This is a genomic window from Streptomyces sp. NBC_00154, from assembly GCF_026342835.1.
Taxonomy (GTDB): domain Bacteria; phylum Actinomycetota; class Actinomycetes; order Streptomycetales; family Streptomycetaceae; genus Streptomyces.
Window position 1 is genome coordinate 1864086 of the sequence record NZ_JAPEMI010000001.1, and the last position, 17291, is coordinate 1881376.

At 71.2% G+C, this 17291-nt stretch carries 21 protein-coding genes; 11 read left to right on the forward strand and 10 right to left on the reverse strand.

What is annotated here, in order from left to right:
• Positions 1–103: 103 nt before the first annotated feature.
• Positions 104–1096 carry a zf-HC2 domain-containing protein gene (locus OHA03_RS08135; protein WP_267002189.1) on the reverse strand — a complete coding sequence of 331 codons (993 nt, stop codon included), beginning with the start codon at positions 1094–1096 and terminating at the stop codon, positions 104–106.
• A complete protein-coding gene (gene sigE, locus OHA03_RS08140; RefSeq protein ID WP_199919160.1) occupies positions 1093–1854 on the reverse strand; it encodes an RNA polymerase sigma factor SigE in 762 nt (253 codons plus the stop codon). The genes OHA03_RS08135 and sigE overlap by 4 nt, the downstream gene beginning before the upstream one ends.
• A 181-nt stretch (positions 1855–2035) precedes the next feature.
• Between sigE and OHA03_RS08145 the strand changes: the two genes are divergently transcribed.
• Complete coding sequence (locus OHA03_RS08145) at positions 2036–2701, forward strand: O-methyltransferase (RefSeq protein ID WP_030915381.1); 666 nt, start codon at positions 2036–2038, stop codon at positions 2699–2701.
• Positions 2702–2818: 117 nt separating this feature from the next.
• On the opposite strand, the gene OHA03_RS08150 is transcribed toward OHA03_RS08145, so the two are convergent.
• The gene (locus OHA03_RS08150) at positions 2819–2986 is read right to left on the reverse strand and encodes a DUF3117 domain-containing protein (RefSeq protein ID WP_003966491.1); all 168 of its coding nucleotides are present in this window, start codon (positions 2984–2986) and stop codon (positions 2819–2821) included.
• A 312-nt stretch (positions 2987–3298) separates the two neighbouring features.
• Between OHA03_RS08150 and OHA03_RS08155 the strand changes: the two genes are divergently transcribed.
• Positions 3299–4111 (forward strand): enoyl-CoA hydratase/isomerase family protein, encoded by an 813-nt coding sequence (locus OHA03_RS08155; protein ID WP_267002192.1) that lies wholly within the window; start codon positions 3299–3301, stop codon positions 4109–4111.
• A 7-nt stretch (positions 4112–4118) separates the two neighbouring features.
• On the opposite strand, the gene OHA03_RS08160 is transcribed toward OHA03_RS08155, so the two are convergent.
• Complete coding sequence (locus OHA03_RS08160; RefSeq protein WP_267002194.1) at positions 4119–4709, reverse strand: DNA-3-methyladenine glycosylase I; 591 nt, start codon at positions 4707–4709, stop codon at positions 4119–4121.
• Entirely contained in the window at positions 4706–5203 is a 498-nt protein-coding gene (locus OHA03_RS08165; RefSeq protein WP_267002196.1) for a hypothetical protein, read from the reverse strand. The genes OHA03_RS08160 and OHA03_RS08165 overlap by 4 nt, the downstream gene beginning before the upstream one ends.
• A gap of 110 nt (positions 5204–5313) precedes the next feature.
• On the opposite strand from OHA03_RS08165, the gene folP reads away from it, so the two are divergent.
• Positions 5314–6186: a dihydropteroate synthase gene (folP, locus tag OHA03_RS08170; RefSeq protein ID WP_267002198.1), complete on the forward strand. Its 873-nt coding sequence runs from the start codon at positions 5314–5316 to the stop codon at positions 6184–6186.
• A gap of 136 nt (positions 6187–6322) precedes the next feature.
• Here the strand turns inward: folP and OHA03_RS08175 are convergent, their stop codons facing one another.
• Positions 6323–7072, reverse strand: coding sequence for a TIGR00730 family Rossman fold protein (locus OHA03_RS08175; protein ID WP_267002200.1), 750 nt, complete (start codon positions 7070–7072; stop codon positions 6323–6325).
• 85 nt (positions 7073–7157) lie between these two features.
• Entirely contained in the window at positions 7158–8237 is a 1080-nt protein-coding gene (dapE, locus tag OHA03_RS08180; RefSeq protein ID WP_267002202.1) for a succinyl-diaminopimelate desuccinylase, read from the reverse strand.
• A gap of 61 nt (positions 8238–8298) precedes the next feature.
• On the opposite strand from dapE, the gene OHA03_RS08185 reads away from it, so the two are divergent.
• Entirely contained in the window at positions 8299–9255 is a 957-nt protein-coding gene (locus OHA03_RS08185; RefSeq protein WP_267002204.1) for a hypothetical protein, read from the forward strand.
• Between the two features lie 285 nt (positions 9256–9540).
• Positions 9541–10044 carry an ATP-binding protein gene (locus tag OHA03_RS08190; RefSeq protein ID WP_267002206.1) on the forward strand — a complete coding sequence of 168 codons (504 nt, stop codon included), beginning with the start codon at positions 9541–9543 and terminating at the stop codon, positions 10042–10044.
• A gap of 114 nt (positions 10045–10158) precedes the next feature.
• Here the strand turns inward: OHA03_RS08190 and dapC are convergent, their stop codons facing one another.
• Together dapC and fdxA are read right to left on the reverse strand one after the other, a co-directional pair.
• On the reverse strand, positions 10159–11256 hold the full coding sequence (gene dapC, locus OHA03_RS08195) for a succinyldiaminopimelate transaminase (RefSeq protein ID WP_267002208.1): 1098 nt from the start codon (positions 11254–11256) through the stop codon (positions 10159–10161).
• A 141-nt stretch (positions 11257–11397) separates the two neighbouring features.
• Positions 11398–11718, reverse strand: coding sequence for a ferredoxin (gene fdxA / locus OHA03_RS08200; RefSeq protein ID WP_018956287.1), 321 nt, complete (start codon positions 11716–11718; stop codon positions 11398–11400).
• 117 nt (positions 11719–11835) lie between these two features.
• On the opposite strand from fdxA, the gene OHA03_RS08205 reads away from it, so the two are divergent.
• Both OHA03_RS08205 and OHA03_RS08210 read left to right on the forward strand, forming a co-directional pair.
• A complete protein-coding gene (locus OHA03_RS08205; protein ID WP_267002210.1) occupies positions 11836–12837 on the forward strand; it encodes a GNAT family N-acetyltransferase in 1002 nt (333 codons plus the stop codon).
• A gap of 26 nt (positions 12838–12863) precedes the next feature.
• Positions 12864–13748, forward strand: coding sequence for a transglutaminase-like domain-containing protein (locus OHA03_RS08210; RefSeq protein WP_267002212.1), 885 nt, complete (start codon positions 12864–12866; stop codon positions 13746–13748).
• 265 nt (positions 13749–14013) lie between these two features.
• Here OHA03_RS08210 and OHA03_RS08215 read toward each other — a convergent pair whose 3' ends face one another.
• Entirely contained in the window at positions 14014–14139 is a 126-nt protein-coding gene (locus OHA03_RS08215; protein ID WP_267002214.1) for a hypothetical protein, read from the reverse strand.
• Between the two features lie 104 nt (positions 14140–14243).
• Here OHA03_RS08215 and OHA03_RS08220 point away from each other — a divergent pair, with 104 nt between their 5' ends.
• The 4 genes from OHA03_RS08220 to OHA03_RS08235 all read left to right on the forward strand — a co-directional run bounded on the left by OHA03_RS08220 (position 14244) and on the right by OHA03_RS08235 (position 17282).
• A complete protein-coding gene (locus OHA03_RS08220) occupies positions 14244–14513 on the forward strand; it encodes a hypothetical protein (protein ID WP_267002216.1) in 270 nt (89 codons plus the stop codon).
• 161 nt (positions 14514–14674) lie between these two features.
• Positions 14675–15439 (forward strand): CoA transferase subunit A, encoded by a 765-nt coding sequence (locus OHA03_RS08225; protein ID WP_267002218.1) that lies wholly within the window; start codon positions 14675–14677, stop codon positions 15437–15439.
• On the forward strand, positions 15439–16095 hold the full coding sequence (locus tag OHA03_RS08230; RefSeq protein WP_267002220.1) for a CoA transferase subunit B: 657 nt from the start codon (positions 15439–15441) through the stop codon (positions 16093–16095). The genes OHA03_RS08225 and OHA03_RS08230 overlap by 1 nt, the downstream gene beginning before the upstream one ends.
• A complete protein-coding gene (locus OHA03_RS08235; protein WP_267002222.1) occupies positions 16092–17282 on the forward strand; it encodes a thiolase family protein in 1191 nt (396 codons plus the stop codon). The genes OHA03_RS08230 and OHA03_RS08235 overlap by 4 nt, the downstream gene beginning before the upstream one ends.
• Positions 17283–17291 lie beyond the last annotated feature (9 nt).

The window sequence follows — 17291 nt, forward strand, 5'->3', positions numbered from 1 at the left end:
CCGCAACTGCCGCAACTGGCCCTCTGCACGCCCGCGAGGGACATCCCTCCCGGCATTCCTCCCGGGATTCAACCAGGTTTGCGAATGGCTGCGCAGACCCCGGTCAGCGCCGGGGAGAAAGCGGCAGAGCGTGATCGGCGGAGCTCGGCAGGGCCGAGGCCGATGTGGGCGTCCAGGACGAGGTCGGCGCGGGCGCGGAGGAGGTGGGGGTCAGTCCGCTGCCGAGCGCCCGGGCGAACAGGGGGCTGGTAGCAGTCGGGCGTATCAGCGGCGGCGCGGACACATTGGTCAGCACCGGGACCATGAAGGGGTTGGGCGTGACGAGGCCCGTGCCCAACATTGCGGGTACACGGCCGCTCGGCTGATGGAACGGCGTGGCGGCGGTGACGGTGGGGCTGCTGTGGGGCGCTGCCGACGTGCCGATGCCGCCACCACGGCGGCTGGTCACGCTGCCGCTCTCGGCGCGTGCGTCGGCGTCGAGGGGCGTCACATTGTTTCCGGCGCCCTCGGCGCGAACCGGGGCGTCGGGACCGGCGTCCGTCGGCAGGGCACCGCCGAGTGCGATGGCCGCCAGCGAGACGGCGCTGGCCGCCGCGAAGGCGAACCTGCGACCGCGCCACGGCGAACGGTCCGCGTCCCGGCCCACCTCATGGATGGGGAACGCGGAGCGCGACGCGGCACCCGGAAGCACCGAGGCCGAGGCGTGCGGTGTCGGGAGATAGCCGAAGCGGTCGAGCGGCGAGCTCCCCGAAGCTGAATCGGTGCGGCTGCCGGGAGGCTGGATCGCGGGGAAGAGTCCGTCGGCGAAGCGCCCGGAGCCGCCGAATGGTCTTCCTTGGCTGTCGTCGTCACCACCAGGTCCCCCGGGAAGGCCTTGAAGCCGGGCGAGGAACCCCTCGGACGGCGAAGGCGGGGCGGACTGCGCGAAGACGCTCTTCAGCCGCCGCTGGGCAGCAGCCTCGGCCTTGCACTTGGCGCAGGTCGCGAGATGGGCGAGCACCCGGTCGCGGACGTCATGTTTGAGCTCACCGTCGACAAGCGCGGCAAGCCGGTCCCCCAGATGCTGTTCCGCAGGGGTCGGACCCGTGCCACTCACGCCGATCCGCCCTCCCCCGCCACCATCGCGCCCGCCAGCGAGCGCTGCTCGGCGCGGGCCTCTGGGGAGCGGTGCTGCAGCGCCTTGCGCAGATGCGAGCGTCCGCGGTGGATGCGGCTGCGCACGGTGCCGAGCTTCACGCCGAGTGTCGCGGCGATCTCCTCGTACGAAAGTCCCTCGATGTCACAGAGCACGACCGCGGCGCGGAACTCGGGCGCAAGGGTGTCCAGCGCCTGCTGCACGTCCGCGTCGAAGTGGGTGTCGTTGAAAACCTGCTGCGGGGACGGCTCACGGCTCGGCAGCCGCTCGGCGGCGTCGTCGCCGAGGGAGTCGAAACGGATCCGCTGCTTACGACGGACCATGTCCAGGAACAGGTTGGTCGTGATGCGGTGCAGCCAGCCCTCGAAGGTGCCGGGCGTATAGGTCGACAGCGAACGGAACACCCGGACGAAGACCTCCTGGGTGAGGTCCTCGGCATCGTGCTGGTTGCCCGTCAGTCGGTAGGCAAGGCGGTAGACACGACCGCTGTGCGTGCTGACGATCTCTTCCCATGAGGGCGGCATCCAAGCCTGGGAGTCCGCATCTGAGGCGAAGGTCGCGGTCGGTGCGGAGTCGCTGGAAGAACGGTCAGCAATGTTGGTCACGGATTTCGGCTCACCCGCCGACCTGAGGAAGCGCCGTAGCACTCCTCCCCGATCCACAGGCGCAGCCGCACCTCCCCTGTCGGCTCTGGTGGTGTCCAGTGGAGCCCCTACCATAGCCACCTCGCCCGTTAGCTCCGGATAAGCCTTTTTCCTGCTGGGGCCGGGGGCCACCCCGGAACCGCCGGCCGCGGATTCCCGGGCCCGATCTGCGGGCCCCGTCCACGCGCTTTCCCCTGCCCCTTGATAACGCCCGGTCCCATCTGCGGGTTCCCGGGTACAGCGGATACAGTCACCGTTGCGCCAACTACGGGGACAGGAGAGGGTCATTACCGCCAACCGGCAGACGAGCTGGGCGTTCGCCGACGCCTTTGTCGCCGAGGACGAAGCACTGCGCTGGGCCCGGGACCGGGCCCGGGACGCAGGTCTCCGCTCGGTGTCGCCAGGCACCGGCGCCGCGCTGCGCCTGCTCGCTGCCACGACGGACGCCAAAGCGGTGGCCGAGATCGGCACCGGAACCGGCGTCTCCGGCATCTATCTGCTGCATGGGATGCGACCCGACGGCGTACTGACCACGGTCGATCCGGAGCCGGAGCGTCAGCAGTTCGCCCGCGAGGCGTTCCGGGCCGCGGGGTTCGCCGCCAATCGGGCCCGGTTCATCCCGGGACGCGCCCTCGACGTACTTCCGCGACTCGCGGACGGCGGATACGACCTGGTGTTCTGCGACGGCGACCGGCTGGAGAGCCTGGACTGCCTCGCTGAATCGTTGCGCCTGCTGCGACCTGGTGGTCTGGTCTGCTTCGAGGGTGTCTTCGCGGACGGCCGCACGGTCGACTCGGCGGCGCAGCCCGCGGAGGTGCTGAGGCTGCGGGAGCTGTTGCGGGCGGTGCGGGAGAGCCAGGAGCTGATGGCCACCCTGTTGCCGGTGGGCGACGGGTTGCTGTGCGCGGTCCGGCGCGGCTGACCGTCCGCCGGTCCTCGCTCCTCGCCCCGTACCCGGGGCTGCGAAGTGTCCCGGACGCACCACTGCCCCGGCACGGACTCCGTGGCGGGGCAGTGGTGAAGTGTGGGCGCCTCTGCGTCAGCCGACGACCTTCTTGAGGGCGTCGCCGAGCGCATCGGCCTCGTCCGGCGTCAGCTCCACGACAAGCCGACCGCCGCCTTCGAGCGGAACGCGCATGACGATGCCCCGCCCCTCCTTTGTCACCTCGAGCGGGCCGTCGCCCGTCCGCGGCTTCATGGCCGCCATGCTCGTTCCCCTTCCTGAAACCAGCTCATATCAACCGGCGGCCCCATGACAGGCGCTGTGTCACCGGCATCGAACACATTGCTTCCTGGCCATTATCCCGCATCACAGACCCCGATGACCAACATCGGTCTGCATCGCTTGCGCAACGCGCTCTCTCAAAACCACTCAATTCGGCGATCCGACTGCGATACTCCGTCGCCTTCACCCCTGCATCGGGGTGCAATTGTTAGACGCAGGTCACATGTTCGCCCTCCGTGATGTCGGCCATGCTTGCCTCGACAGGCATTGCCCGAGGCGCAAAGGGGACAGCAAATGGCGGACAACGTGGCCGACACGGTGCTCTACGAAGTGACTGACGGTCTCGCGACGATCACGATCAACCGGCCCGGCGCGATGAACGCCATGAACACGGCGGCCAAAGTCGCGCTCCGTGACGCACTGCAGTCGGCTGCCGCCGACACCGCCGTACGGGCCGTTCTGCTCACCGCGACCGGGCGCGCCTTCTGCGTCGGCCAGGACCTCAAGGAACACGTCGCCACACTCACCGCCACCCGCGAGTCCGGCACGGGCAATGCGCTGAGCACCGTGCAGGAGCACTACAACCCCGTCGTACGCGCCATCACCGGGATGGAGAAGCCGGTCGTCGCCGGGGTCAACGGTGTCGCGGCCGGTGCCGGCTTCGGGTTCGCGCTCGCGTGCGACTACCGGGTGGTGGCCGACAGCGCGTCCTTCAACACCTCGTTCGCCGGGGTCGCCCTGACCGCCGACTCGGGCGTCTCGTGGACGCTGCCCCGGCTGATCGGGCAGAGCCGCGCGGCCGATCTGCTGCTCTTCCCGCGTTCGATCTCCGCACAGGACGCCTACGAGCTGGGCATCGCGAACAAGGTGGTGCCCGCCGACGACCTCGCCGCGGAGGCCCTGGCGGTGGCCCGCAGGCTGGCGGACGGTCCGACGGTGGCGTACGCCGCGCTCAAGGCATCCCTGGCGTACGGCGCCGGCCACACGCTGAGCGAGACGCTGGAGAAGGAGGACGAGCTCCAGACGAAGGCGGGCGCGTCGGAGGACCACACGATCGCGGTGCAGGCCTTCCTGGACAAGGCGAAGCCGAAGTACCTGGGGAAGTAGCTCTCCGCTACGCCGCGGTACCCCGGGCCACGCAGTCCGCCAAGTGGTCGTCGACCAGGCCGCACGCCTGCATCAGGGCGTAGGCCGTCGTGGGGCCGATGAAGCGCAGGCCGCGCTTCTTGAGGTCCTTGGCGAGGGCCGTGGACTCCGGGGTGACCGCCGGGACGTCGCCGAGGGTGCGCGGGGCGGGGCGGGTGGCCGGGTCGGGGGCGTACGACCAGATCAGTGCCTCCAGCTCGCCGTCCGGCCAGTCGGCCAGCACCTTGGCGTTGGCAAGGGTCGCCTCGATCTTCGCGCGGTTGCGGATGATCCCGGCGTCGGCGAGGAGACGTTCCTTGTCGGCGTCGGTGAACTCGGCGACCGCGGGGATCTTGAACCCGGCGAAGGCGCTGCGGAACCCTTCCCGGCGGCGCAGGATCGTCAGCCAGGACAGTCCGGACTGGAACGCCTCCAGGCAGAGCCGTTCGAACAGGGCGTCGTCGCCGTGGACGGGGCGGCCCCATTCGGTGTCGTGGTAGACGAGGTAGTCGTCGGTGGACAGTGCCCAGGAGCAGCGCAGCCTGCCGTCGGTCGCGGCTTCGACGCCGGCGCCGCTCATCGCTGCGGCTCCTCGCCGGGCCGGGACCCGGACTGCGGCCCGGAAGGTCCGGGCGGGGGGCCGGACGGCGACGGCGGGTGCGGCGGCTCCCACGGGGACCGCTCGGGGCGCGGCGGGTGCGGCGGTTCCCACGGGGACCGCTCGAGGCGCGGCGGGCGCGGCGGTTCCTTGAAGAGCCCCTTGCCGCCCGCTGCGGTCGCCTGCGCGCCGGCGAGCGCCGACTCCAGCTCGGCGATCCGCGCGTCCCGTTCGGCGAGCTCGGCGCCGAGCCGGCCGAGGGCGTCGTCAACGTCCGTCATCCGGTAGCCGCGGGCCACCACGGGCAGTCGCATCGCTTCTATGTCCGCGCGGCCGACCGGCCGGTTCACGGGCAGCGGGTCGGTCAGCTGCTCGGGCGCCACGTCCTGCAGGACGGCACTCTTCCCTCCGCCGACCACCGCGAGGGTGACCGCGGCCACGACCACCACCATCGACAGCAGCAAGAACCAGAACACGCGCATCTCCCCGGGAGCGAAAACCTGTCCGGCTCCGATCGTGCCATGCGGTGCCGACAGTTAGGGTCGCAGGCGACCCACGGGGCGATCTACCAGAGGAGAAACACGGGATGCGAAGCGGTGCGCTCAGGCTGGGGCGGCGCGAATTCGGGGCGCACGAGCCGGTGATCATGGCGATCGTGAACCGTACTCCGGACTCCTTCTACGACCAGGGCGCGACCTTCCGCGACGAGCCCGCGCTCGCCAGGGTCGAGCAGGCCGTCGCGGACGGCGCCGCAATCATCGACATCGGCGGGGTGAAGGCCGGTCCCGGCGAGGAGGTGACGGCCCACGAGGAGGCCCGACGCACGGTCGGGTTCGTCGCCGAGGTGCGGCGCCGCCACCCGGATGTCGTCATCAGCGTCGACACCTGGCGCCACGATGTCGGCGAGGCGGTCTGCGAGGCCGGTGCGGATGTACTGAACGACGCGTGGGGCGGTGTCGACCCGAAGCTCGCGGAGGTCGCCGCGCGGTACGGGGCGGGGCTGGTGTGCACGCACGCGGGCGGCGCCGAACCGCGGACCCGGCCGCACCGGGTCGTGTACGACGACGTGATGGCGGACATCCTGCGGGTGACGGAGGGGCTGGCCGAGCGGGCCGTGGAGCTCGGGGTCAGGCCGGACGGCATCATGATCGACCCCGGCCATGACTTCGGGAAGAACACCCGGCACTCGCTGGAGGCGACGCGTCGGCTCGGTGAGATGACGGAGACCGGCTGGCCCGTCCTCGTATCGCTGTCCAACAAGGACTTCGTCGGGGAGACGCTCGACCGGCCCGTGAAGGAACGCCTGGTCGGGACGTTGGCGACGACCGCGGTGTCGGCCTGGCTGGGGGCGCGGGTGTATCGGGTGCACGAGGTGGCGGAGACGCGGCAGGTGCTGGACATGGTGGCGTCGATCGCCGGGCATCGGGCGCCGGCGGTGGCGCGGAGGGGGCTGGCGTAGCCGGGGCATGAGGTGGCGGGGGGCCTGCGGCAGGCCCCCCGCCCGTCCCTTCCCGAAACCGGGGCTCCGGCCCCGGACCCCGCACCTCGATCGCCGGAGGGGCTCGAACAAGCCCGTCCGGCGCCGGCGTGCCGTCCTACCGGCCGACTTCCTTCGTCACCAGGCTTACCGCCTCTTCCACGCTGTCCGTGACGTGGAAGAGCAGCAGATCCCGCTCGGACGCCTTCCCCTGCGCCACCACCGTGTCCCGCAGCCAGTCGACGAGCCCGGACCAGTACGCGGTGCCGAAGAGCACGATCGGGAAGCGTGTCACCTTGCCCGTCTGGACGAGGGTGAGCGCCTCGAAGAGTTCGTCCAGGGTGCCGAGGCCGCCGGGCAGGACGACGAAGCCCTGCGCGTACTTCACGAACATCGTCTTGCGGACGAAGAAGTAGCGGAAGTTGACGCCGATGTCGACGTGCGGGTTGAGGCCGGACTCGAAGGGCAGCTCGATGCCGAGGCCGACCGAGACACCCTTCGCCTCCCGTGCCCCCTTGTTCGCCGCTTCCATCGCTCCGGGCCCGCCCCCGGTGATCACCGCGAAGCCCGCCTCGACCAGCGCCTTGCCGATCTGTACGCCTGCCTCGTAGTCCGGTCCGCCGGCCGGACTGCGGGCCGAGCCGAAGACGCTGATGGCGCTGGGCAACTCGGCGAGGGCGCCGAATCCTTCGACGAACTCCGACTGGATGCGCATCACCCGCCATGGGTCGGTGTGCACCCACTCGGAGTCGCCCTCGGTGTCCAGCAGCCGCTGATCGGTGGTGCCGGGCTGTACCTGTTCCCTGCGGCGCAGTACCGGTCCGAGCCGCTGCTCCTCGGGGACGTGCGCTTCCTCGGGGTTGCCCATGACCTGCTCCCTCCGACGACATGCCGACGTTGTGTGTCAGGTCAGGGTAGATCTACGGAGGTTACGCACAGGGGAATGCTGCGGGTCAGCCGGTGAGCCAGGAGCGGAGCCGCTCCTCGCAGTGGGTGATCCGGTCGACGGCCACGTGCTCGTTGCGCTTGTGCGCGAGGAGTGCGTCGCCGGGTCCGTAGTTCACCGCGGGGACGCCGAGCGCGCCGAAGCGGGAGACGTCCGTCCAGCCGAACTTGGGCTGGGCGGTGCCGCCGACCGCCGCCATGAACGCCTTGGCCGCCGGGTGGGAGAGGCCGGGCATTGCTGCTCCGGAGTGGTCGTCGACGGTGAACTCGACGACGCCGCAGTCCGCGAAGACCTCGTGGACGTGGGCCAGGGCCTCTTCGGCGCTGCGGTCGGGGGCGTACCGGTAGTTGACGACGACGGTGCAGGCGTCCGGGATGACGTTGTTGGCGACGCCCGCCTCGATCCGTACGGCGTTGAGGCCCTCGCGGTACTCCAGCCCGTCGATGACCGGCCGGCGCGGTTCGTACGCGGCGAGGCGGCCGAGGATCGGGGCCGCGGCGTGGATGGCGTTGGACCCCATCCAGCTGCGTGCGGAGTGCGCTCGCTCCCCTTCGGTACGGAGAAAAACCCGCAGGGTGCCCTGACAACCGCCCTCGACCTGGCCGTCGGACGGTTCGAGGAGGACGGCGAAGTCGCCCTCCAGCCAGTCCGGGTGGGCGTCGGCGACATGGCCGAGCCCGTTGAGGTGTGCGGCGACTTCTTCGTTGTCGTAGAAGACGAAGGTCAGGTCGCGGTTGGGCTCGGGCACGGTGGCGGCGATCCGCAGCTGGACGGCGACGCCGGACTTCATGTCGGAGGTGCCGCATCCCCAGAGCACGCCGTTCTCGTCGAGCCGGGACGGAACGTTGTCGGCGATCGGGACGGTGTCGATGTGTCCGGCGAGCACCACGCGTTCGGCGCGGCCCAGCTGCGTCCTGGCCACGACGTTGTTGCCGTACCGGTCGACGGCCAGGTGCGGGAGGGCGCGCAGAGCCGTCTCGATCGCGTCGGCCAGCTCCTTCTCGTCCCCGCTGACCGACGGGAAGTCGACGAGCCGAGCGGTGAGCGCGGGGCCGTCCAGGGTGAGGTCAAGCGTGCTTTCGGGCATGGAACCGACCCTAAGGGACTTCGGTCTCGGGCCCGCTCGGCCCCTCCAGTACGGTGGGGCCGTGCCCCGGACCGCCTCCTCCACCCGCCGACACACCCGCCGCAGCCGCCCCTTCCGTATCGGGGCAGCCCTTGTCGTGCTGCTCGCCGTGGCCGGCTACCTGACCGTGCAGTACGTCACCGGCAACAAGGGTGGCGAGCGGTGCACGGTGCAGTCCGCCGACGGTTCGGCGGCCCGGGGGCGTACGTACCGGATGAGCCCGGAGCAGGCCGCGAACGCCGCGACGATCTCCGCGGTCGGCACCTCCCGCGGGATGCCGGAGCGTGCGGTGACGATCGCGTTGGCGACGGCGTTGCAGGAATCCGGGCTGCGCAATATCCAGCACGGTGACCGTGACTCGCTCGGGCTGTTCCAGCAGCGTCCCTCGCAGGGCTGGGGCACCGAGAAGCAGATCCTGGACCCGGTCTACTCGGCCGGGGAGTTCTATCAGCATCTGGCCGAGGTCCCCGGCTATTCGCGGCTGCCGCTGACCGTCGCGGCGCAGCGCGTGCAGCGCAGTGGCTACCCGCAGGCGTACGCGAAGCACGAGCCGGATGCCGCGCTGCTGGCCGCCGCGCTGACCGGCCGTACGCCCACGGCGCTGAACTGCACGCCGACGCGGACGACGGTCGCAGTAGCCGACGCGACGAAGGTGCGCGCGGAACTGGTGCGGACCTTCGGCAAGGGCGTGCTGCCCGCCGCGGGCGCGGCGAAGGATGTGGCGTCGGCGGGCGGGACGTCCGGCGGGGCGTCGGCGGCGGGCACGGTCTCGGTGCCGGTGAAGTCCACCCGGACCACCGGGGACGGCGGCACGGTACAGCGCGGCTGGGAGCTGGCGCACTGGGCGGTGGCGCAGGCCGAGGCGCTGGACATCGACGAGGTCGCGTATGCGGGCCGGGTGTGGAAGGCCGGGTCGGGCTGGCGGACGGAGCGTGCGGAATCGGGCACCGCAGAGGTCCGTATACGGCTCGTTCGCTAGTACGGAAGGTCCCTCGTACGGGCCATCCGGCCTTTCCGGAACCGGTGGTCACCACACCCTTTCGACACCTCTCCCTTCGTTGCCCAAATCCCTTGGGAACAAAGAGAAGTGACGGTTCATCGAACACTCGGCGAATGCAATGTTTGCCCGGGTTCCTCCGTTGCCGATTATGTGACGCATTACCGACTCTTTACCTCGGCACACCGCAACCTCTCCCTCCCCCACGGCGGTTGTCACTGCGTCCGGTCAACGGATAGACAGAATCCACACCGTCGAAGGAGCATCATGTCCCTCCCCCTGACCCGTCGGATCGCCCGTGCCGCGCTGCTGATCGCGGCGGGTGCAGCCCCCGTGGTCGGTGCGGCCGGCGCCGCAGGTGCCGCGGAGCTCCCGCAGACCCCCGAGCTCGGCGGTCTGACCACGGTCGACGGCGCAGGCCTCGGCAAGGCCCTCGACGGCGCGTCGCAGCAGGGCACCAAGGCCGCGGGCTCCACCGGTGGCAAGATCGCCGGGACGTCCCTTCCGGCCGCGGGCAAGACCGTCACCAAGACGAGCCGCACGGTCGCCCCCGCCGCACAGAAGGCCGCCGGTGAGGCCACGGGCAGCGCCGGTGAACTGGTCGGTGGGGCCACCGGTACCGCGACCAAGGGCGGTCTGCCCACGGACAGCCTCGTCGGCGGCGGCCTGCCGACGCAGGGCCTTCCCACCCACGGGCTTCCGACGCAGGGCCTGCCCACCCACGGGCTTCCGACGCAGGGCCTGCCCACCCAGGGCCTGCCGATCGGCTGATCCAGCCGCCACGGCACATGCGAGAGGGCCTCGGGGTGCGCACTCCCGAGGCCCTCTCGCGTGTCGTTCGGATCATGCGGTGCAGATCACGCGGTGCCGGCCCTGTCGTCCGGTTCAGGACAGGCGCTTGACCGCTGCCTCGACGCGCTCGTCCGTCGCCGTGAACGCCACGCGTACGAAGCGGTCGCCCGCCGGTCCGTAGAAGTCGCCCGGGGCCACCAGGATGCCGAGCTCCGCGAGGTACGCCACGGTCTCCCAGCACGGTTCGTCGCGCGTCGCCCACAGGTAGAGGCTTGCCTCGCTGTGCTCGATCCGGAAGCCGTGGGCCTCCAGCGCCGCCCGCAGTGCCGCGCGCCGGTCCGCGTACCGGGTCCGCTGCTCGGCGACGTGCGTGTCGTCTCCGAGTGCCGCGACGGTGGCCGCCTGGACCGGGGCGGGCGTCATCATTCCGCCGTGCTTGCGGATCAGCAGCAGCTCGCCGAGGACGGCCGCGTCGCCCGCGATGAAGGCCGCGCGGTATCCGGCGAGGTTGGAGCGCTTGGAGAGCGAGTGGACGGCGACGATGCCCTCGTACCTACCGCCGCAGACGTCGGGGTGGAGCACGGAGACCGGTTCGGCCTCCCAGCCCAGCTCCAGGTAGCACTCGTCGCTGAAGACCAGCACGTCGTGCTCGCGCGCCCAGGCGACGATCCGGGTCAGCTCGTCCTTGGACAGGACGCGGCCGGTCGGGTTGGACGGCGAATTGAGCCAGAGCAGCCTGAGGCCGGCCGGGTCGAGCTCGGTCGGGTCGTCGTAGACGACGGGCTCGGCGCCGCAGAGCCGGGCGCCCACCTCGTACGTCGGGTAGGCGAGCCGCGGGTACGCCACCTTGTCGCCCGCGCCGAGGCCCAGCTGGGTCGGCAGCCAGGCCACGAGCTCCTTGGAGCCGACGACCGGCAGCACGTTCTCGTGCGCCACGGAGATCGCGCCGAGGCGCCGTTCCACCCAGCCGGTGAGTGCGTCGCGGAGTTCTGCCGTTCCCCACACCGTCGGATAGCCCGGGCTGTCCGCAGCGGCGACGAGCGCCTGCTGGATCAGATCGGGCACGGGGTCGACGGGGGTGCCGACGGACAGGTCGACGATGCCGTCCGGGTGGGCCGCAGCGGTCGACTTGTAGGGCGCGAGCTTGTCCCAGGGGAAGACCGGGAGGCGGGAGGAGACTGCTGCGGACACGGATCTCTGCTTTCTCGTACGAGGGTTACGAGGGTGATGCGGGTGTTTCGGGGACTACCGGTGGCCCGGGCCGGAAAACACCTCGGCCCCGCACGGTGACGAGCCGTACGGGACCGGGGCGGCGCACGTGCCGGTCGCCGCTTACTGGTTCTGCGGCGGCAGTGCTGCGATGAACGCGTGGTCGCGCTCGATCAGGCCCAGCTTGGAGGCACCACCGGGCGACCCGAGGTCGTCGAAGAACTCGACGTTCGCCTTGTAGTAGTCCTTCCACTCCTCCGGGGTGTCGTCCTCGTAGAAGATCGCCTCGACCGGGCATACCGGCTCACAGGCTCCACAGTCGACGCATTCGTCCGGGTGGATGTACAAGGACCGCTGGCCCTCGTAGATGCAGTCGACGGGGCACTCTTCGATGCAGGCCTTGTCCTTTACGTCGACACAAGGCTGCGCGATGACGTAGGTCACGCTGTCGTTCCTCCTCGGTAGGGCGTTGGCTCTCGCGCGGGAGCGCGGCGTCGTCGATGCCCACCCCTAGTATCTCCGTTCCTGGGCACGAACCGAACAGGAGGGGCGGACAGAGCTGTGGAATTCACCATGGGCGGACGGCTTGAGGTCCGAATCACACCAGCTGACGTGGGCAAACGGGTATCAGTCCGACGCCACTCCGAGGGCGACGCGACAGGGTCGAAGTTCACCGACACGGTAGGTGTTCTCACATCGTGGGACGCCGGTGTGCTGTCGATCACACCGAAGAGCGGTGAGTCCGTCCATATCGCGGAGTCGTCGCTGGTGGCGGGCAAGGTCGTGCCGTCCGCACCGGCCCGGCGCCGGGGTCCGGCGGCAACATTCGCGGAGCTCACCCCCGTCTGCGCCCGCGCCTGGCAGCCCGTGGAGAGCGAACCGCTCGGTGGCTGGCAGCTGCGCTCCGCGGCCGGCTTCACCCGGCGCGCCAATTCCGTACTGCCGCTCGGCGCCCCGGGGATCCCGCTCGACGAGGCGCTCGCACAGGTGAAGCAGTGGTACGCCGACCGGGGGCTGCCCGCGTACATCCAGACCGCGACCGGCGCCGAGGGCACACAGGAGGAGCTGTGCGCCGAGCTGGAGCGCCACGGGTGGCGGCGCGAGGTGACGGCGCAGGTACGGATCGCGGCGCTGGCCCCGATCGGCGATCTGGACGCGGACATCGCGCCGGTGCGGCTGAGCCGGGAGATCGACGAGGCGTGGCTCTCGCGCTACCAGCGGTTCGACACCCCCGGCCCTCATGTGCTGAAGGTGCTGAGCAGCGGACCCTCGGTGTGGTTCGCGACCGTGCCGGGTGACTCGGAGGGCGAGGCGCCCGCGGCGATCGGGCGGTGTGTGGTGGACGGGCGCTGGGCGGGCTTCATGGCCGTCGAGGTCGGTGCCGCGTACCGCCGCCGGGGTCTCGCCACCGCCGTGATGACCGCCCTGGCCCGCCAGGCGCTGGACGAGGGCGCGTCGGCGGCCTGGCTGCAGGTGGAGGAGGACAACGAGGGGGCGCGAGCGCTCTACGACCGGATGGGGTTCGAGACGCATCACCTCTATCACCACTTCCGGTCGGCGTAACCGGGGAAGGTACATACGTGTCCCCCATGAACCCGCCGAACCCGCCGAACCCCCCGGATCCGCCGGACCCCGAGAACCCGTCGGACTCCGGGCGGGACGAGATCCGACGGCAGTTCGCCGAGGAGGCGCGCGCCGAACGGCCGGACCTGGCGCTGCTCTGCCTGCTGCTGGCCGCGGAGGCCGACCCGGCACTGGACGCGGACGGGATCGACGCGGCGCAGATCGAGCTGGACCGGCTGGCGGGCCTGCTTCCGTACGGGGTACGGGGCGGGCATGCCTGGGCCTCGGCGCTGGCCGAACTGCTCGGCGAACGGTGCGGGTTCGCGGGCTCCTCGGCGGACTACCAGCGACTGGAGTCGTCACTGCTGCACCATGTGCTGCGGCGCCGGCGTGGACTGCCGATCCTGCTGTCGGTGGTGTGGATCGAGGTGGCGCGGCGGGCGGGCGCCCCGGTGTACGGGGTGGCGCTGCCGGGTCATTTCGTCGTCGGGTTCGGCGATCCGGCCGAACGGGTGCTGGCCGATCCGTTCGCCGGCGGCCGGCCGATGACCGGGCAGGACGCGGAGCTGCTGGTGACGGGGGCGACCGGAGCGCCGCTGGAACCGTCGATGCTGGTGCCGGCCCGCCCGCTGGAGATCGTGCTGCGGATCCTGAACAACATCAGGGCGTGGGCGGCGGTCCGCCCGGAGAGCACGCGGGTGGCGCTCTGGGCGGTGGAACTGTCGCTGCTGCTGCCGTCCCATCCGGCGAGGCTGCGGTACGAGCGGGCTCAACTGCTCGTACAGAGCGGGGAGTTCCTTCGCGGGGCGGCCGAGATGGAGGAGTACGCGGAGTTGGTCGGGGTGGTGGAGCCGACAGCTGCGGAGGCGATCAGAGGACGGGCGCGCGCGGCGAGGGCGTTGCTGAACTAGGCGCAGAGGGCGGCGGCGGCACCGGGCCGTCCCGACTGCGGCGAGCAGGGCCCGGACGACGGCCCGCACGCAGGCCGCCGCATCCACCGCCGGCTTCCGGCAGGCCGAGGCCACCCCGGCGCGACGCCAGGTTGAGCGCCGCCGGACAGCGTGCGAGCGCGGCGGCCTTCACACCCCCGGTCCCGGAGGATCCCCTACGGGCTCCTCGCGCGCCCTCATCCGGCGCGGCACATTCGGTGTCCGAACCACTGATGCGGGCCTCCGGCTACTCCCTCTCCTCCTCCGTCACCTTCCTGATGATCATCAACGCGGGCGGCATCGTCGGCATGCTCCTGGCCGGCCGCGCCGCCGACCGCTTCGGCGCCGTGCGCGTCTCCGCGATCTGGTTCATCCTGACCGCCTGCGGCACCTTTCCTGCTCGGGGCCCACCTGCCGCTCGGCGTCGCCTGCACGGTCGTCCTCATCACCGGCATCTGGCTCTTCAGCGCCCAGGCCATGGTGTATTCGGCCACCTCCACCGTGTACGCGCCCGCCCAGCGGGCCACCGGCCTGGGCTGGGTCACCGGCATCGGCCGCACCGGTGCGGTCGTCGGCCCCTGGCTCGGCGGCGCCGTCATCGAGGACGGCAACGCCGGCCTCGGATTCACCACCTTCGCCGCCGCCGTGCTGGGCGCGGCCGCGATCTGCCGGGTGCCGCCGGCCCGCCGCGCCCGGCGTGGTCCGGCTGCGCAGCAGACCTCGGCGCCGGCCGGTGCGACCGACTGACGCCCCGCCCTGCCCCGCCCCGCGAGCGTCCGTTCGATGCGGCGAGTGCAACCGGAAAGCCTGCCGCCCCGAGTCGTTGACGAACCGGGCGTCTTGGGATCAGAATCAGGGAGCAATATGAACTTAAGTTCATCTGGCGAACACGATGGATAGGCGGGCGCATGGACAAGGTGGTCGCCTCGGCCGCGCAGGCCGTGGCAGATGTCCACGAAGGTGCGTCGTTCGCAGTCGGTGGCTTCGGCCTCAGTGGCGTACCGAACACGCTGATCCAGGCGGTGTACGACACCGGAGTCGGCGGACTGGGCGTGGTCTCCAACAACTGCGGCGCGATGGACTCCGGTCTCGCGGTCCTTCTCTCGGCGGGCCGGATCGCCCGGGTCACGGGCAGCTACATCGGCGCGAACAAGGAGTTCGCCCGGCAGTACCTCGCCGGTGAGCTGGAGGTCGAGCTCATCCCCCAGGGCACCCTGGCCGAGCGGCTGCGCGCCGGCGGTTGCGGCATCCCCGCCTTCTTCACACCGGCCGGCGTCGGCACGCAGGTCGCCGACGGCGGACTGCCTTGGCGCTATGACGGCGCGGGCGGGGTCTCGGTGGCATCGCCGCGCAAGGAGACCCGCGAGTTCGACGGTGTCGAGTACGTGCTGGAGCGGGGTATCACCACCGACTTCGCACTGGTCCGGGCCGCCAGGGGGGACCGGCACGGCAACCTCGTCTTCAACAAGTCGGCCCGCAACTTCAATCCGCTGGCAGCCATGGCGGGCCGGATAACGATCGCCGAGGTCGAGGAGCTGGTCGAACCGGGCGAGATCGACCCGGACCAGGTCCATCTGCCGGGCATCTTCGTCCAGCGGGTGGTGGCGCTCGCTCCCGAGCAGGCCGTGGACAAGAAGATCGAGAAGCGCACGACCAGGGAGGTGTCGGCCTGATGGCCTGGACGCGAGACGAGATGGCCGCCCGCGCGGCCCGCGAGCTGGGCGACGGTGAGTACGTGAACCTCGGCATCGGGCTGCCCACACTGATCCCCAACCACCTCCCCGACGGCGTCCAGGTCGTCCTGGAGTCGGAGAACGGCATCCTCGGCACCGGCCCGTTCCCCCGCGAGGACGAGGTCGACCCGGACCTGATCAACGCCGGCAAGGAGACCGTCACCGTCCTGCCCGGCGCCTCCTTCTTCGACTCGGCGCTCTCCTTCGGGATGATCCGCGGCGGCCACATCGACACCGCCGTGCTGGGCGCCATGCAGGTCTCCGCCCGTGGCGACCTCGCCAACTGGGCCGTTCCCGGCAAGCTGGTCACCGGCATCGGCGGGGCCATGGACCTGGTGCACGGGGCCCGGCGGGTCATCGTGACGATGACTCACACCGCCAAGGACGGCAGCCCGAAGATCGTCGAGGAGTGCACACTGCCGCTCACCGGCCGGACCTGTGTCGACCGCATCATCACCGACCTCGGCGTCCTGGATGTCACCGCCGACGGCCTCGTCCTGGTGGAGAGTGCCCCGGGCGTCACCGCCGAGGAGGTCCAGCGCCTGACCGCCGCCCCGGTCCGGATCGCCGCGGCCGTCGAAGGAAGCGCGCGATGACACGTCAGCTGCGCGACGTCTACATCGTCGACGCCGTCCGCACCCCGGTCGGCAAGTACGGGGGCGCCCTGTCCGGGGTGCGCCCCGACGACCTCGCCGCCGGAGTGCTGCGGTCCCTGCTGACCCGTACACCGGACCTCGACCCGGCTCGGATCGACGACGTCCTCTTCGGCAACGCCAACGGCGCCGGCGAGGAGAACCGCAACGTCGCCCGGATGGCCGTGCTGCTCGCCGGACTGCCCGTCACCGTCCCCGGCAGCACCGTCAACCGGTTGTGCGCCTCCGGCCTCGAAGCCGTCGTCCAGGCCGCCCGCGCCATCGCGGTCGGCGACGCCTCCGTCGCCGTCGCGGGCGGCGTGGAGTCGATGAGCCGCGCCCCCTGGGTGCTGCCCAAACCCTCGCGTGCCTTCCCGGCCGGCAACCAGGAGCTTTTCTCCACCACGATCGGCTGGCGCATGGTCAACAAGCGCCTGGAGCCGCAGTGGACCGTCCCGCTCGGCGAGGGCGCCGAACTGATCGCCGACCGGTACGGCGTCACCCGCGAGCAGCAGGACGCCTTCGCCGTGGCAAGCCATGAGAAGGCCGCCCGCGCCTGGAAGAACGGCCTGTACGACGGCGAGGTCGTGCCCGTCGAGGGCGTCGGCCTCACCCGCGACGAAACCATTCGGGACAACACCTCGCCACAGTCGCTGGCCGGGCTGAAGCCCGTCTTCCGCCCGGACGGCACGGTCACCGCCGGCAACGCCTCTCCGCTCAACGACGGTGCCGCCGCGCTGCTGCTCGTGGACGAGGAGGGCCTGAAGGCCACCGGTCGTGAGCCGCTGGCACGCGTCCGCGCCTCGGCCGTCACCGCCGTCGAGCCGCAGTACTTCGGCCTCGGCCCCGTCGAGGCCGTCAGGAAGGCTCTGACCAGGGCCGGCCGCGGCTTCGGCGACCTGACCACGTTCGAACTCAACGAGGCCTTCGCCGCCCAGTCCCTGGGCTGCCTGGCCGAATGGCCCGGCCTCGACCCCGCGGTCGTCAACCCGCGCGGCGGAGCCATCGCCATCGGCCACCCGCTCGGCGCCTCCGGTGCCCGTATCGCCGGAGCCGTCGCCCACCAGCTCGCCGCAGCGGGCTCCGGAACCGGCCTCGCCGCCCTGTGCATCGGCGTCGGACAGGGCCTCGCCCTGGTCCTGGAAAGGTAGGAAACACCG